Raw genomic sequence first — 12,766 nt, forward strand, 5'->3', positions numbered from 1 at the left:
GATGCCCAGTCCTGACCTTCTCGGCCTGCCCGAACCCGACCTGGCCGCCAGCGGCGCGCTGTGGACCGCGCGCGAGATCGAACAGCAGCCGCGCATGCTCCTGCGCACCCATGCGCTGGTCGCCGGGATGGCCGAGCAGCTCGCCGCCTTCATCGCGCCGGTGTCGGGCGACCCGACGGCGCGGGTGATCCTGACCGGCGCCGGCACCTCGGCCTATATCGGCGAATGCCTGGCGCCGTGGCTCGACCGCAGCCTCGCTGCGCGCGTCGATGCGGTGCCCACGACCGACCTGGTCAGCGCGCCGCGGCTGTATCTCGATCCCGGCCGGCCGCTGCTGCTGGTCTCGTTCGGGCGCTCGGGCAACAGCCCCGAGAGCGTGGCGGCGGTCGAGCTGGCCGAGGCGCTGGTCGACGACGTGCGCCACTTGGTGGTGACCTGCAACGCCGACGGTGCGCTGGGCCGGGTCGCGGTGCGGCGGTCGATGACCCTGCTGCTGCCGCCCGAAACCCACGACGTCAGCTTCGCGATGACCTCGAGCTTCAGCTGCATGATGCTCGCGACGCTGGCCGCACTGGGCGGGCCGCACGCCCTGGAGGCGCGCGTGCCCGCGATGGCGTCGGCCACCGAAGCCGTGCTGCAGCAGGCGCGCGGGCTGACCCAGGAGCTGGCGCTGTGCGGGTTCGAGCGCGTGGTGTATCTGGGCAGCGCACTGTTCAAGGGCCTGGCGCGCGAGGCCGCGCTCAAGCTGGGCGAACTGAGCAACGGCGCGATCGCGACCTGCTTCGAATCGCCGATGGGCTTCCGCCACGGCCCCAAGACCTTCGTCACCGCACGCACGCTGGTGGTGGTGTTCGTGTCCAACGACCCGCTGACCCGGCGCTACGATCTCGACCTGCTCGACGAGCTGCGCGGCGATGGCGTGGCCGCGCGCGTGATCGAGGTCACCGCTGCCCAACCGCATGGCCCGGCGCGCGATGCGGTGCACGTGCCCGGGCTCGCGCGCGCCCACGATCTCGACCTGCTGTGGCCCTATGTCGCGGTGGCGCAGCTGTTCGCGTTCCACGCCTCGCGGGCGCTGGGCGTGCGGCCCGACAGCCCGAATGCGCAGGGCACGGTGAACCGCGTCGTCCAGGGCGTGCGGCTGCATTCGTTGCCGTAGATCCTCGGGAGCGCGGGCGCGATGCCGGGACGCGATGGCACCGTCGGCGCCCGCGCGATCAGGGTCGCCAGTTGGCGTTGCGTTCCCAGAACGCGACGCTGCGCCGATAGGCCTCCGGGTCCAGCGGCACGCCCGAGCCGCCCTCCTCGACCCCGAGCGCATTGCGCATCATCGTGATCGGCGCCATCGGGATCTCCGCAGGCTCGGCGGTATACAGACAGCCGACCACGCCCCAGTCGGCTTCGATCGGCGCGCCCTCCTTCGCCAGTTGCTCGGCGCTGTAGAGGATCACCACCAGATACGCCGCGCGCGGCGGGGTCACCCCCTCGAACCAGCGCACCAGCACCGGCAACTCGGCCGTATTGCGCGCTTCGTAGGCCGAGCGCAGCAGATGCCGGTTCGCCTCGGTGATCGGCACGGTCAGGCAACGCGTCGACGTCCAGTTGCGGTGCACATGCAGCTTGCAGAACGGCGCATAGCCGTCGAGCACCGCGACCGGCGCCTGTGCGTTGAGATGCGCCTCGAATGCCTCGGGCGTCGTGTCCTGGATCGTGTTGCCGCGCGGGACGCGAGGGAACAGACGGGGGCGGGCGAAGGGGGTGAGAACGATGGACATCTTCGGGCCGTCGGCATGGCGCGCCAGGGTAACCGCGCGGACCGCGGCGCACGAGGCGGACCCCAAACGGCCCGCCTCCAAGGCACCTACAGCGCCTGCATGCGCCGATCGAGCGCGGCCTCGTCCGGTCCTTCGTCGGGCCCGTGCAGTTCGTCGTTCGCGGCGGGCGGCTGCCCGTCCCCGACCGCAGCCTGGGGCACCTCGAGATATGGCAGACGCAACACACGGCTGGTCATCCCGCGGATGCGGTTGGTCAGTGCCACATCGGTATTCAGCGACTGCCCGTACGAAGGCACGATGGCGCGGATCCGATCGCGCCACGCCCCCTCCATGCGCTCGGGATAGGCACGCCGCAACACGTCGAGCATGATCTTGGGCGAGGTCGATGCGCCGGGCGAGGCCCCCAGCAACGCCGCGATGCTGCCGTCGGCGTCGGTCACGATCTCAGTGCCGAACTGCAGGACCGCGCCCTTCTCAGGATCGCGCTTGATGACCTGCACGCGCTGCCCCGCGGTCACCAGGCGCCAATCGGCCGGCGCGGCATCGGGGTAGTACTTCTGCAACTCGGCGAACCGGTCGGCGTCCGACAGCCGGGCCTGCTGGATCAGATAGCCCACCAGGTCGCGATTCTCGGCGCCGACGCGCAGCATGCCGGTGACGTTGTGGTTGTTGACCGACGAGAACAGGTCGAACCACGAGCCGTGCTTGAGGAACCGCGTGCTCTGCAACGCGAACGGGCCGAACAGCAGCACCGGCTTGCCGTCGAGTCTGCGCGCATCCAGATGCGGCACCGACATCGGCGGCGAGCCCGCTTCGGCCTTGCCGTAGGCCTTCACATCGTGGCGTGCCGTGACCGCGGGATTGTCGGTTGCCAGGAACTGGCCGCCGACCGGGAAGCCGCCATAGTCGGCGGCTTCGGGGATGCCCGAATGCTGCAACAGCGTCAGCGCCGCGCCGCCGGCGCCGACGAACACGAACCGGGCACGGATCGACCGCGTTTGATCGTTTGCCAGGTCGTGCACGGCGACCGTCCAGTTGCCATCGTCCTCGCGCTGCAGCTTGCGCACCTCGTGACGCAGGTGCAGCCCGAACCGCGGACTGCGCGCCAGCGCTTGCGTCAGCTGCCGGGTGATCACGCCGAAGTTGACGTCGGTGCCCAGCGGCATCCAGGTCGCGGCGATCCGCTGGGCCGGGTCCCGTCCTTCCATCATCAGAGGCGCCCAGCGCGCGATCTGCGCCGGATCGTCCGAATAGGCCATGCCGTGGAACAACGGCTCCTTGGACAGCGCCGCGTGGCGGCGACGCAGATAGTCGATGTTGTCGTCGCCCCAGACGAAGCTCATATGCGGGGTCGGATTGATGAAATCGGTGGGCGTCCCCAGCCGCCCGGCCTCGACCTGATGGGACCAGAACTGGCGCGAGATCTCGAACTGTTCGGCGATGTCGACCGCACGCGCGGTCTCGATCGAACCGTCCTCGCGCTCGGGCGTGTAGTTGAGTTCGGCGAACCCCGAATGCCCGGTGCCGGCATTGTTCCAACCGTCCGAGCTCTCCAGCGCGACGCCGTCCAAACGTTCGTAGATCTCGATCCGCCAGTCGGGTTCGAGTTCCTGCAGGTAGGTGGCCAGGGTGACGCTCATGATCCCGGCGCCGATCAGCACCACATCCACCGGCTCGGCATTCTCGGGTTCCGGTGGCGCGCGTTCGAACAGCGGCCAGTACAGGAACACGCCGACTGCGATCGCGAGCACGACGACAATGCCGACGGCCACCCTGAAGAACTTTTTCATTTCGGACTCCTCGAACGACAGGCATCGGACGCGCCCGGACCGGGTCGCCGCGTGCGACGTCCTGGCGGGAGCCTAGTGAGCTCCGCGTCAAGCCGATGGGAACGCCCCCGCCCGCCCCTCCTTGCCACAATCTCTTATATCCATCGCGATAAAGAGATATGCTTTTTGCCTCACCTCCGTTCCAGGTCGCGCATGATCCCGATCAGCTTCGAGTTCTACCCGCCCAAGACCGACGAGCAACGCCAGCAGTTGCACCGGACGGCCGGGAAGCTCGCCGCGTATGGTCCCGAATACGTGTCCTGCACCTTCGGCGCCGGCGGCTCGACCCTGAGCCACACGCCCGAGACCGTGCGCCGGCTCAAGCAGCAACACGGGCTGGAGGCGGCCCCGCATCTGTCGTGCGTCGGTGGCAGCCGCGAGGAGATCCGCGAGCTGCTCAAGCTCTATCGCGCGATCGGCTGCACCCGCATCGTCGCGCTGCGCGGCGACCTGCCCTCGGGCATGGGCCAACCCGGCGACCTGCGCCATGCCTCGGACCTGGTCGCGTTCATCCGCAGCGAGTTCGGCGACCGCTTCCGCATCGAGGTCGGCTGCTACCCGGAAGTGCATCCGCAGGCCGAGGACGCCCGTCGGGACCTGGCGCACTTCAAGGCCAAGATCGATGCCGGCGCCGATGCGGCGATCACCCAGTACTTCTACAACGCCGACGCCTACTTCCACTTCGTCGACAACGCGCGCCGCGCGGGCGTCGAAGTCCCGATCGTGCCGGGCATCATGCCGATCTCCAACTTCAGCCAGCTGCGCAGATTCTCGGAAGCCTGCGGCGCGGAGATCCCGCGCTGGATGCAGCGCAGCATGGCGGCCCACGGCGACGACGTGGCAGCGATCCGCGCGCTTGGCGCGGACATCGTCACCCGCCTGTGCGAACGGCTGATCGCCGGCGGCGCGCCGGCGTTGCATTTCTACACGCTCAACCTGGCCAAGCCGACCCAGGCCATCCTCTCCCGCCTGGCCTGAGGTCACTGTCGCGGTCACTGACCAGGCGCTAGGCTGCGCCGATGCCGCGCCACGCCGTCACGCTGCTGCTTCCGCTGCTCGCCGTCGTCGCCGCGACGCCTGGCAAGATGGCGCATGCCCAGATCCGGCGCTGTGTCGCGCCCGACGGCGGCACCGTCTACACCGACCGGGCCTGCAGCGCGGTCGGTGCGACGACCGGTCCCAAGCGGGGCGCAGGCACGGCCGCAGTCACCGCCTACCGCAGCGGGTGCCAGCGCCACCTGCGCGGCCTGATCCAGGAATTGAGCTACGCGATCGACAGCCGCGACACCAACCGCCTGGCCTCGCTCTACCACTGGCGCGGCATCAGCAGCGCCGGCAGCGATCGGATCCTCGACCGGCTGGACACGATCGCGCAGCAGCCGCTGGTGGACATCGTCGCGCAGCGACCCGCCCCCACAACGCGCACGCCGGGGGGGTTCGCAGGCTGGACCGGCGTGCAGGACCTGCCAGCCAGCACGCGCGTACAGCCCCCGTCCTCGCTGCGCGTGACCCAGACCGGCCGCGGCGGCACCGGTGCGTCGCAGACCGTGTTCTCGCTGCACCGCCATTTCGACTGCTGGTGGATCCGGCTCTAGCGTCACGCGCCGCAGCACGCATGCTCGTCGACAGCCCCGGAGGCGGCAGGAGGCGATCCCTATGCGACGCAGCTCAGTCGGGCCGGAACGACAGGGTCGCCACGACCCCGCGGACCACCCCGGGCACCACCCGCACCTGCCAGCCGTAGAGATCGCACAGCCGGCGTACGATCGACAGGCCGATCCCGCCGCCCTGCGAGTGCTCGGCGTGCGTACCGCGATACCCGCGCTCGAACAGCCGGGCCGCGTCCTCCGCGCTCAGGCCCGGACCACTGTCGGCAACCTCCACGGTGTGCGCATGGACGCGCACGACCACTTCGCCTTCCTGGGTGTACTTGATCGCATTGCCGACCAGGTTGCCCAGTGCCACGGTGACGGCGGCCTCGGGCGCATCGACGACGAGCGCTTGCTCGGCCTCCAGGCGCAGCACCAGCGGCTTGCCGACCAGTTGCGGCCGGTGGGCATCGAACAACTGCTCGACGACGCGGCCGATGTCGGTCGCGCCGTGACCGCGCTCCTCGCGCGAGAGCAGCAACAACGCACTGATCAGATCGGTGCACTGCTGCTCGGCACGCTGGATGCGCAGCAGCCGTGTCCGGGTCTTCTCGTCCAGGTCCGGCCTTGACAGCAACAACTCCACTGCGCCCTTGATGACCGCCAATGGCGTGCGCAGTTCATGGCTGACGTCAGCGTTGAACTCGCGGTCGCGCTGCACCACTTCGGTCAGCCGGAACGCGTAGTCGTCCAGCGCGCTGGCCAGTTGCCCGACCTCGTCGTCGGGAAAATGCGGCGCCAGCGCTTGCGGCCGCGAACTGTCGCCCGAGCGGCTGAGCCGCTTGGCCAGTTCCGAGACCGGGCTCATCACGCGCGCTGCCGACCACCAGCCGATCAGCAGCGACAGCAGCGAGACCAGCACCACCGAGCCGAAGATCGCCCGCTGGAACTGGGTCGCGCCACGCATGGTCTCGGTCATGTCGTAGGCGAGGAAGAACCACTCGTCGGGCATCTTGCGCACGGCGAGCTTGTAGGCGAACGGCGTACCGTCCTCGTCGATGCCGCTGAGGTTGTGGATGCCATCACCCAGGTCGTACCAGTCGGGCTGTTCCTGGCGCAGTTGCTCGAAGCGGTCACGGCGAATCACCCGGCCCTGGATCTGCTGCACTGGCGCTGCCGGATTGCGTGTCGGATCGACGTAGTAGCGCCGCGCGTACTCGTCGATATTGCGATTCATCAGGTCCTCGACCAGCGCCGTCTCGACACGATCTCGGGCTTCCTGGGTCAGGAACGCGAACAGGGTCGTGAGCCCGAGCCCAAGCAGCACGAACGACAGGATGATGCGGCTGCGCAGGCGCCGCCGGTAGCGGCGCTCGCGGACCCGGGCCGGGCGGCCCCCCGCGGCCTCAGTTGGCGGCATCGGGCACGGCGATCCGGTAGCCGATACCGTGCCGTGTCTGGATGTAGGGCGGATCGAACGGCTTGTCGACGACCGCGCGCAGGCCATGGATGTGCACGCGCAGCGAGTCGGAGTCCGGCAATTCCTCGCCCCAGACACGGGTCTCGAGCTCCTGGCGCGTGACCACTGCCGGCGAAGCCTCCATCAGCGACTGCAGGATCTTGAGCGCGGTGGGGTTGAGCTGCAGCAGCTTGCCCTGGCGGCGCACCTCGAGCGTATCGAGGTTGTACTCGAGCTCACCGACCTCCAGCACGCGCGTGTGCGCGCCCTTGCCGCGCCGCGACAGCGCATTGAGCCGGACCTCGACCTCCTGCAGCGCGAACGGCTTGACCAGATAATCGTCGGCACCCGAGTCGAACCCGGCGAGCTTGTTGTCAAGGCTGTCGCGCGCGGTGAGCATCAGGACCGGCGTCTGCTTGCGCGCATCGTTGCGCAGCTTGCGGCAGACCTCCAGCCCATCCATGCCCGGCAGGTTGAGGTCGAGCACGATCGCATCGAAATCGTGGACCACCGCCAGATGCAGGCCGGTGACGCCGTCGGCGGCGAAGTCGACGGTGTGGCCGCGGTCCTCGAGGTAATCCCCGAGATTCGCGGCGATGTCCTGGTTGTCTTCGATGACGAGGATATGCATGTCGATTCGGATTCTCGGCTCGTGAGTGACGCGTCGCATCAGCGCCGCGCAGGGATGATGGCACAGCCCCATATGGTTCCATGCCGGTTGTCAGGACCACGCATACAAAAAGACCCGGACGTTGGCCGCCCGGGTCAAAGGAGTGTTGCCCCGATTGCCGTTATCCGCTGCGCCCGGCCGAAGCCGGGAGAGAGAGCGCAAGCGCATTCCGGATGCTCAGATTAGGGGTGGGACCGTCGAAATACGGAAAAAAAACGTTCAGGTTCCGTTGGATCCGCTGCGACGTGTCCGTCGAGGGCGTCCCGCCCCGACCCGTGCGGCAAGATGCTCGACGATGCCTCCGGCGATATCCTGCCCGGTTACCGCCTCGATGCCTTCCAGGCCCGGCGAGGCGTTGACCTCGAGCACCAGCGGCCCCCGGTCCGAACGGATCAAGTCGACCCCGGCGATCCCCAGACCGACCACCTGCGCGGCCCGCACCGCGACCGCCTGCTCTTCCTCAGTCGCCGCCACCGCACTCGCGCTGCCGCCGCGATGGAGGTTGGAGCGGAAGTCTCCCGCCGGTGCCTGCCGCTGCATCGCGCCGATCACCCGGTCGCCGACCACAAAGCAACGCAGGTCCGCGCCCTGGGCTTCGGCGATGAATTCCTGCACCAGGAAGTTGGCGTACAGGCCGCGCAGGGCCTCGACCGCGCCACGCGACGCCGAGGGCTTTTCGGTCAGCATGACACCGGCGCCCTGCATGCCTTCGTTGAGCTTGATCACGTGCGGCGGCGGGCCGAGCATCGCCAGCAGGTCGTCGGTGTCGTCGGGGTTGTCGCCGAACACCGTGACCGGCAGGCCGATGCCCTCGGCAGCCAGCAGTTGCTGGCAGCGCAGCTTGTCGCGCGCGCGTGCGAATGCCGCCGAGGGATTGGGCGCAAAGCTGCCCATCAACTCGAGCTGGTGCAGCACCGCGTTGCCATAGCGCGCCACCGAGGTGCCGAAGCGCGGGATTACCGCATCGAAGGCCTCGATCGGGCGCCCCTTGTAGCGCAGCGAAAAGCCTTCGCTGCTGATGCGCATGTAGCAGCGCAGCGGATCGAGCACGCGCACGGTGTGCCCGCGCGTCCGTGCGGCCTCGACCAGCCGGCGCGTGGAATAGAGCTTGGTGTTGCGGGACAGGATCGCAAGCTTCATCGCAGGACCGGGCAAGCACGCGGCGCCGACGGGCCGCATCGAGGATCGACGGGAACAGCTGCAACGAAAACGGCGGCACCATCGCCGATGGTGCCGCCGCTGGAACTGGAGCGGGTGATGGGAATCGAACCCACGCTAGCAGCTTGGGAAGCTGCAGTTCTACCATTGAACTACACCCGCGCAGGGCCTCAGTCTATGCCGCCGCGGCGCGGCTTGGCAACGCCGCCGCGCGGGCGGCGGCGTGCCGGCCGCGCGGCGGTCAGAAGCCAGCGCCCAGGGTCGCGAACACCGTGGTGTGGCTGCCGGCCTTCTGACCGACCGTCAGGGTGGCGCCGACATTGGCATCCAGGCCGAACAGGCGCGCCTGGGTGCCGAGCGTCGCGGTGCCATAGCTGCGGTCGTAGCCGCGGGCCGGCACCGCATAGTCCAGCATCGAAGGCAGCGACTGCGCGCGGGCCCAGGCCTGGGTCGGCGCGTCCTCGAACTCACGATCGACCGTCAGCCGCGCGTACGGCCGCACGCCACTGTCACCGGCATAGGCGAACTGCCAACCGGCGCTGCCGATCAACGAGTCGATGTCCTGCGAGGGGTAGGCCAGCGAAGTGGACATCGCCGGATCGCTCTCGGCGAAGCCGTCGACCTCGATGCGCTGCCCCACCAGCGACAGCACCGGCCCATGCTCCAGCGGGCCATTGCCGAAGGTCCAGCCGGCATACAGCGCGGCGGTCGTGTTGCTGCCGTCGGCCTGGCCGCTGTGCACTCGCGTGGCCGGCCCGATCTGCACGGCGCGGTCGGTGTCGAAGTCCAGCCAGCTGTAGCTCAGCTGCAGGTTCACCCAGCCGCCGGCCGCGCTGCGCCAATGCGCGAAGCCGCCGACGGTCGCCTCGCTCTGGTCCCAGCTGCCGCGGCGCAGGCCCCAGTCGTTGCCTTGCCGGCCGTAGCCGACGAAGCCGCCGAAGGTCGCGGTGCCCATCGTCCAGTCCAGACCGGCGGTCAGTGCCGGGCCGACGCCATCGTAGGTGTCGCCATGGTCGTAACGCTGCATGTCGGCGCGCACGTCGGCCCACCAGCGGCGGCCCTCGACCGGCACGGCGGCCAGGCTCATCCGGTTGGCGACGCGATCGGCACGCGCGCGGCCGGTCATCGACGCCGACTGCGGCAGCACGGCGATCTGCTGCGGGCCGTCGATCATCGACACGGCCAGATCGGCGATCATCGCCTGCGCGCGGCTGGCCGGGTGCACGCCGTCCGCGAACAGATAGGTGTCGGCCGCGTCGGGCGCAACCAGCGAGTTCGGATTGCAGAACAGCGACGAGGCACCTGCAGGGGCGCAGGCGACCGACGTGACGTTGGTGAAGCCGTAGCGCGCGGGATCGGCGACCACTTCCTGCAGGAAGTGGAAGGTGTCGACCGGGATCACCCGCAGGCCCTGGGAAGCGAGGCCGCCGTACAGCGCATCGTTGTAGGCCGCCGACAGCGCGGTGCCCTGCGCCATCGCCGCAGCGCCACCGGCCCGGAACTGCGGGGTCAGCCCGACGTCCGGGATCGACGGCACCAGCACATAACGCGCGCCCGCGCCCTGCAGGGCACCGACCAGGCCGACCTGCGCGGTCACCGCCGCGCCGATGATCTGCTGCGCCTGGCCGGGGTTGGCCGCCACCGCGAACAGATCGTTGGCGCCGCCCCAGACCGAATACAGCGCATCGGCATCGGCGCGGCCGCCATTGGCCGACAGGTACGTGCGCATCTGGGTCGCCAGCGAAGGCGTCGCACCGAGGGCGCCCTCGGTATCGATCGCGACGCGGGCACCGCCGACGGCATAGTTGTCGCCGGTCTGGCCGTTGCCATTGGCACTGGCGTTGGTGCCGTAGCGATCGGCCACGTGCTCGGCCCAAGTCAGGCCGGGGTTGGTCGTGAACCGGCCAAGGATCGCAGTCTGTGGCCCGACCTTGCGCACCAGCACCGGCCGGAAGTAGCCGGAATCGGTCAGGCTGTCGCCGAAGAACACGGTGCGGGAAAAGGTGTCGGCGGCGAGCGCCGGAACGGCCGCTGCGGCAAGCGCGACGGCAAGGGCGGCACGGATCGGCCTGGACGACGACATGGGGGACTCTCCTGAAAAAGGGCGGCGATTATCCGCCCGTTGGCGACCGGGCCCCGTACGGGACCGCATTGCCGCGATGATCCCGCCACACGTCGGGCGCAGCACGCCGCACTGCGTCATGCCCGCTCGCGGGGGCAACGTGCGCCGCGCCCTGCGAACGGGGACAATCGCGGCATGAACATCCGACTCAACGGCGAAAACGCCGACATCGATCCGGGCAGCACGATCGCCGCCCTGCTGCAGACCCAGGGACTGGGCGGGCGCCGCGTGGCGGTGGAGGTCAACGGCGAGATCGTCCCGCGTGGTCGCCATGACGCCCACGTCCTGACCGACGGCGACCACGTCGAGATCGTCCACGCCCTGGGCGGGGGGTGAGCGAATGCGCTTGTCCGAGCCATCCGGCTCGGACGCATTCGCGAACGCCTTTCTAAGAACCGCTCGCGAACGCGCCGCGGTCGTCTCCGGCACACACCCACGCCGCTTGGGCGATAATCCCGGCATGAGCATTCCTTCCCCCTCGCACGACGCCGGCCTCGTCGTCGCCGGCAAGACCTACCGTTCCCGCCTGCTGACCGGCACCGGCAAGTTCCAGGACCTCGAGCAGACCCGCCGCGCCACCGAGGCGGCCGGCGCGCAGATCGTCACCGTCGCGATCCGCCGCACCAACATCGGCCAGAATCCCGGCGAGCCCAACCTGCTCGACGTGCTGCCGCCCGACCGCTACACGATCCTGCCCAATACAGCCGGTTGCTACACCGCCGAAGAAGCCGTGCGCACCTGCCGCCTGGCCCGCGAACTCCTCGACGGCCACAACCTGACCAAGCTCGAGGTGCTGGGTGACCAGCGCACGCTGTTCCCCGACGTGGTGCAGACGCTCAAGGCCGCCGAGCAACTGGTCGCCGACGGCTTCGAGGTCATGGTCTACACCTCCGACGATCCGATCCTGGCCAAGCGTCTTGAGGAGATCGGCTGCGTGGCGGTGATGCCGCTGGCCGCGCCGATCGGCTCGGGCCTAGGCATCCAAAACCGCTACAACCTGCTGGAGATCGTCGAGAACGCGAAGGTCCCGATCATCGTCGACGCCGGCGTCGGCACGGCTTCGGATGCGGCGATCGCGATGGAACTGGGCTGCGACGGCGTACTGATGAACACGGCGATCGCCGGCGCCCGCGACCCGGTGCTGATGGCCTCGGCGATGCGCAAGGCCGTCGAGGCCGGCCGCGAAGCCTTCCTGGCCGGACGCATCCCGCGCAAGCGCTTCGCCAGCGCCTCGTCGCCGGTCGACGGCCTGGTCGGCTGACGCCTGCGCGATGACAGACCCGTTCTCCAGCGAAGGGGCCAAGGCGCCGCCCAAGCCGTTCACGGTGACCGAAGGCCGGCGCGAGGTGCGCAGCTTCGTGTTGCGCCAGGGCCGGTTCACGCCTGCACAGCAACGTGCGTTCGACGAGGCCTGGCCGCGCTTCGGCCTGGACTACACCGGCACGCCGCGCGACCTCGACGCCGTGTTCGGAAGGCAGGCCTTGCGGATCCTGGAGATCGGCTTCGGCAACGGCGAAGCGCTGCGCCATTCGGCGCGGATGGATGCGGCACGCGACCACATCGGCATCGAAGTGCATGCACCGGGCGTCGGCCGTGTGCTCAACGGCCTGGCCGAGGACGGCAGCGACCACGTGCGTGTGTACCACCACGACGCGGTCGAGGTGCTGCGCAACGAGATCGCCGACGGCGCGCTCGACGAGATCCGGATCTACTTCCCCGACCCCTGGCACAAGAAGCGCCACAACAAGCGCCGGCTGGTGCAGCCGACGTTCGCCGCGCTGCTGGTGTCCAAGCTGCGCGCGGGCGGCCGCCTGCATCTGGCGACCGACTGGCAGGACTACGCCGAGCAGATGTGGGACGTGCTCGACGCCACGCCCGGCCTGCGCAACCGCGCCGGCCCGCGCGGCCATGTGCCGCGACCGCCCTGGCGCCCGCAGACGCATTTCGAGAGCCGCGGCCTGAAGCTGGGCCACGGGGTCTGGGATCTGATCTACGACCGGGATCCGTAATCGGTGATGGGTGACTGGGACCAGCAGGGCGCGCCCCCGGCACGGAAGCACACCGGCTTCCGCCGTTCCTCTTCGCGTCGGAAAGCGCGTCACCACTGGCGCCCGGGCCCGCCGGGAACGGTGCGCATCCAATCACCCGCCGCCACGTCCCCGTC

At 69.5% G+C, this 12,766-nt stretch carries 12 protein-coding genes and 1 tRNA gene; 6 read left to right on the forward strand and 7 right to left on the reverse strand.

Annotated features, from left to right (window positions below; genetic code table 11):
• The first annotated feature begins 1 nt into the window (after nucleotide 1).
• Nucleotides 2-1,159, forward strand: coding sequence for an SIS domain-containing protein (locus ABE488_RS03685; protein ID WP_346447202.1), 1,158 nt, complete (start codon nucleotides 2-4; stop codon nucleotides 1,157-1,159).
• Between the two features lie 58 nt (nucleotides 1,160-1,217).
• On the opposite strand, the gene ABE488_RS03690 is transcribed toward ABE488_RS03685, so the two are convergent.
• Nucleotides 1,218-1,775, reverse strand: a complete 558-nt coding sequence (locus ABE488_RS03690) for a DUF3228 family protein (RefSeq protein ID WP_346447203.1) — start codon at nucleotides 1,773-1,775, stop codon at nucleotides 1,218-1,220.
• 86 nt (nucleotides 1,776-1,861) lie between these two features.
• Nucleotides 1,862-3,565, reverse strand: a complete 1,704-nt coding sequence (gene mqo / locus ABE488_RS03695; RefSeq protein ID WP_346447204.1) for a malate dehydrogenase (quinone) — start codon at nucleotides 3,563-3,565, stop codon at nucleotides 1,862-1,864.
• Nucleotides 3,566-3,757: 192 nt separating this feature from the next.
• Between mqo and metF the strand changes: the two genes are divergently transcribed.
• Together metF and ABE488_RS03705 are read left to right on the forward strand one after the other, a co-directional pair.
• Nucleotides 3,758-4,582, forward strand: coding sequence for a methylenetetrahydrofolate reductase [NAD(P)H] (gene metF, locus ABE488_RS03700; RefSeq protein WP_346444603.1), 825 nt, complete (start codon nucleotides 3,758-3,760; stop codon nucleotides 4,580-4,582).
• 41 nt (nucleotides 4,583-4,623) lie between these two features.
• Nucleotides 4,624-5,199 (forward strand): hypothetical protein, encoded by a 576-nt coding sequence (locus tag ABE488_RS03705; protein ID WP_346444601.1) that lies wholly within the window; start codon nucleotides 4,624-4,626, stop codon nucleotides 5,197-5,199.
• Between the two features lie 73 nt (nucleotides 5,200-5,272).
• Here ABE488_RS03705 and ABE488_RS03710 read toward each other — a convergent pair whose 3' ends face one another.
• From ABE488_RS03710 to ABE488_RS03730, 5 genes are all read right to left on the reverse strand, one after another.
• On the reverse strand, nucleotides 5,273-6,613 hold the full coding sequence (locus ABE488_RS03710; RefSeq protein ID WP_346444599.1) for a HAMP domain-containing sensor histidine kinase: 1,341 nt from the start codon (nucleotides 6,611-6,613) through the stop codon (nucleotides 5,273-5,275).
• A complete protein-coding gene (locus ABE488_RS03715) occupies nucleotides 6,600-7,283 on the reverse strand; it encodes a response regulator transcription factor (RefSeq protein WP_183426700.1) in 684 nt (227 codons plus the stop codon). Before ABE488_RS03715 ends, ABE488_RS03710 begins: the two co-directional genes overlap by 14 nt.
• Nucleotides 7,284-7,541: 258 nt before the next feature.
• Nucleotides 7,542-8,462, reverse strand: coding sequence for a 30S ribosomal protein S6--L-glutamate ligase (rimK, locus tag ABE488_RS03720; protein ID WP_346444597.1), 921 nt, complete (start codon nucleotides 8,460-8,462; stop codon nucleotides 7,542-7,544).
• Between the two features lie 106 nt (nucleotides 8,463-8,568).
• A tRNA-Gly gene (locus tag ABE488_RS03725) sits at nucleotides 8,569-8,642 on the reverse strand.
• Between the two features lie 79 nt (nucleotides 8,643-8,721).
• Nucleotides 8,722-10,563 (reverse strand): autotransporter domain-containing protein, encoded by a 1,842-nt coding sequence (locus ABE488_RS03730; protein WP_346447205.1) that lies wholly within the window; start codon nucleotides 10,561-10,563, stop codon nucleotides 8,722-8,724.
• Between the two features lie 174 nt (nucleotides 10,564-10,737).
• On the opposite strand from ABE488_RS03730, the gene thiS reads away from it, so the two are divergent.
• The 3 genes from thiS to trmB all read left to right on the forward strand — a co-directional run bounded on the left by thiS (nucleotide 10,738) and on the right by trmB (nucleotide 12,611).
• Nucleotides 10,738-10,938 carry a sulfur carrier protein ThiS gene (gene thiS / locus ABE488_RS03735; RefSeq protein ID WP_346447206.1) on the forward strand — a complete coding sequence of 67 codons (201 nt, stop codon included), beginning with the start codon at nucleotides 10,738-10,740 and terminating at the stop codon, nucleotides 10,936-10,938.
• Nucleotides 10,939-11,062: 124 nt separating this feature from the next.
• Nucleotides 11,063-11,863, forward strand: coding sequence for a thiazole synthase (locus ABE488_RS03740; protein ID WP_346447207.1), 801 nt, complete (start codon nucleotides 11,063-11,065; stop codon nucleotides 11,861-11,863).
• Between the two features lie 10 nt (nucleotides 11,864-11,873).
• Entirely contained in the window at nucleotides 11,874-12,611 is a 738-nt protein-coding gene (gene trmB / locus ABE488_RS03745) for a tRNA (guanosine(46)-N7)-methyltransferase TrmB (protein ID WP_346447208.1), read from the forward strand.
• Nucleotides 12,612-12,766 lie beyond the last annotated feature (155 nt).

This window comes from Luteimonas sp. TWI662 (assembly GCF_039673825.1).
In the GTDB taxonomy this organism is placed as follows: Bacteria; Pseudomonadota; Gammaproteobacteria; order Xanthomonadales; family Xanthomonadaceae; genus Luteimonas.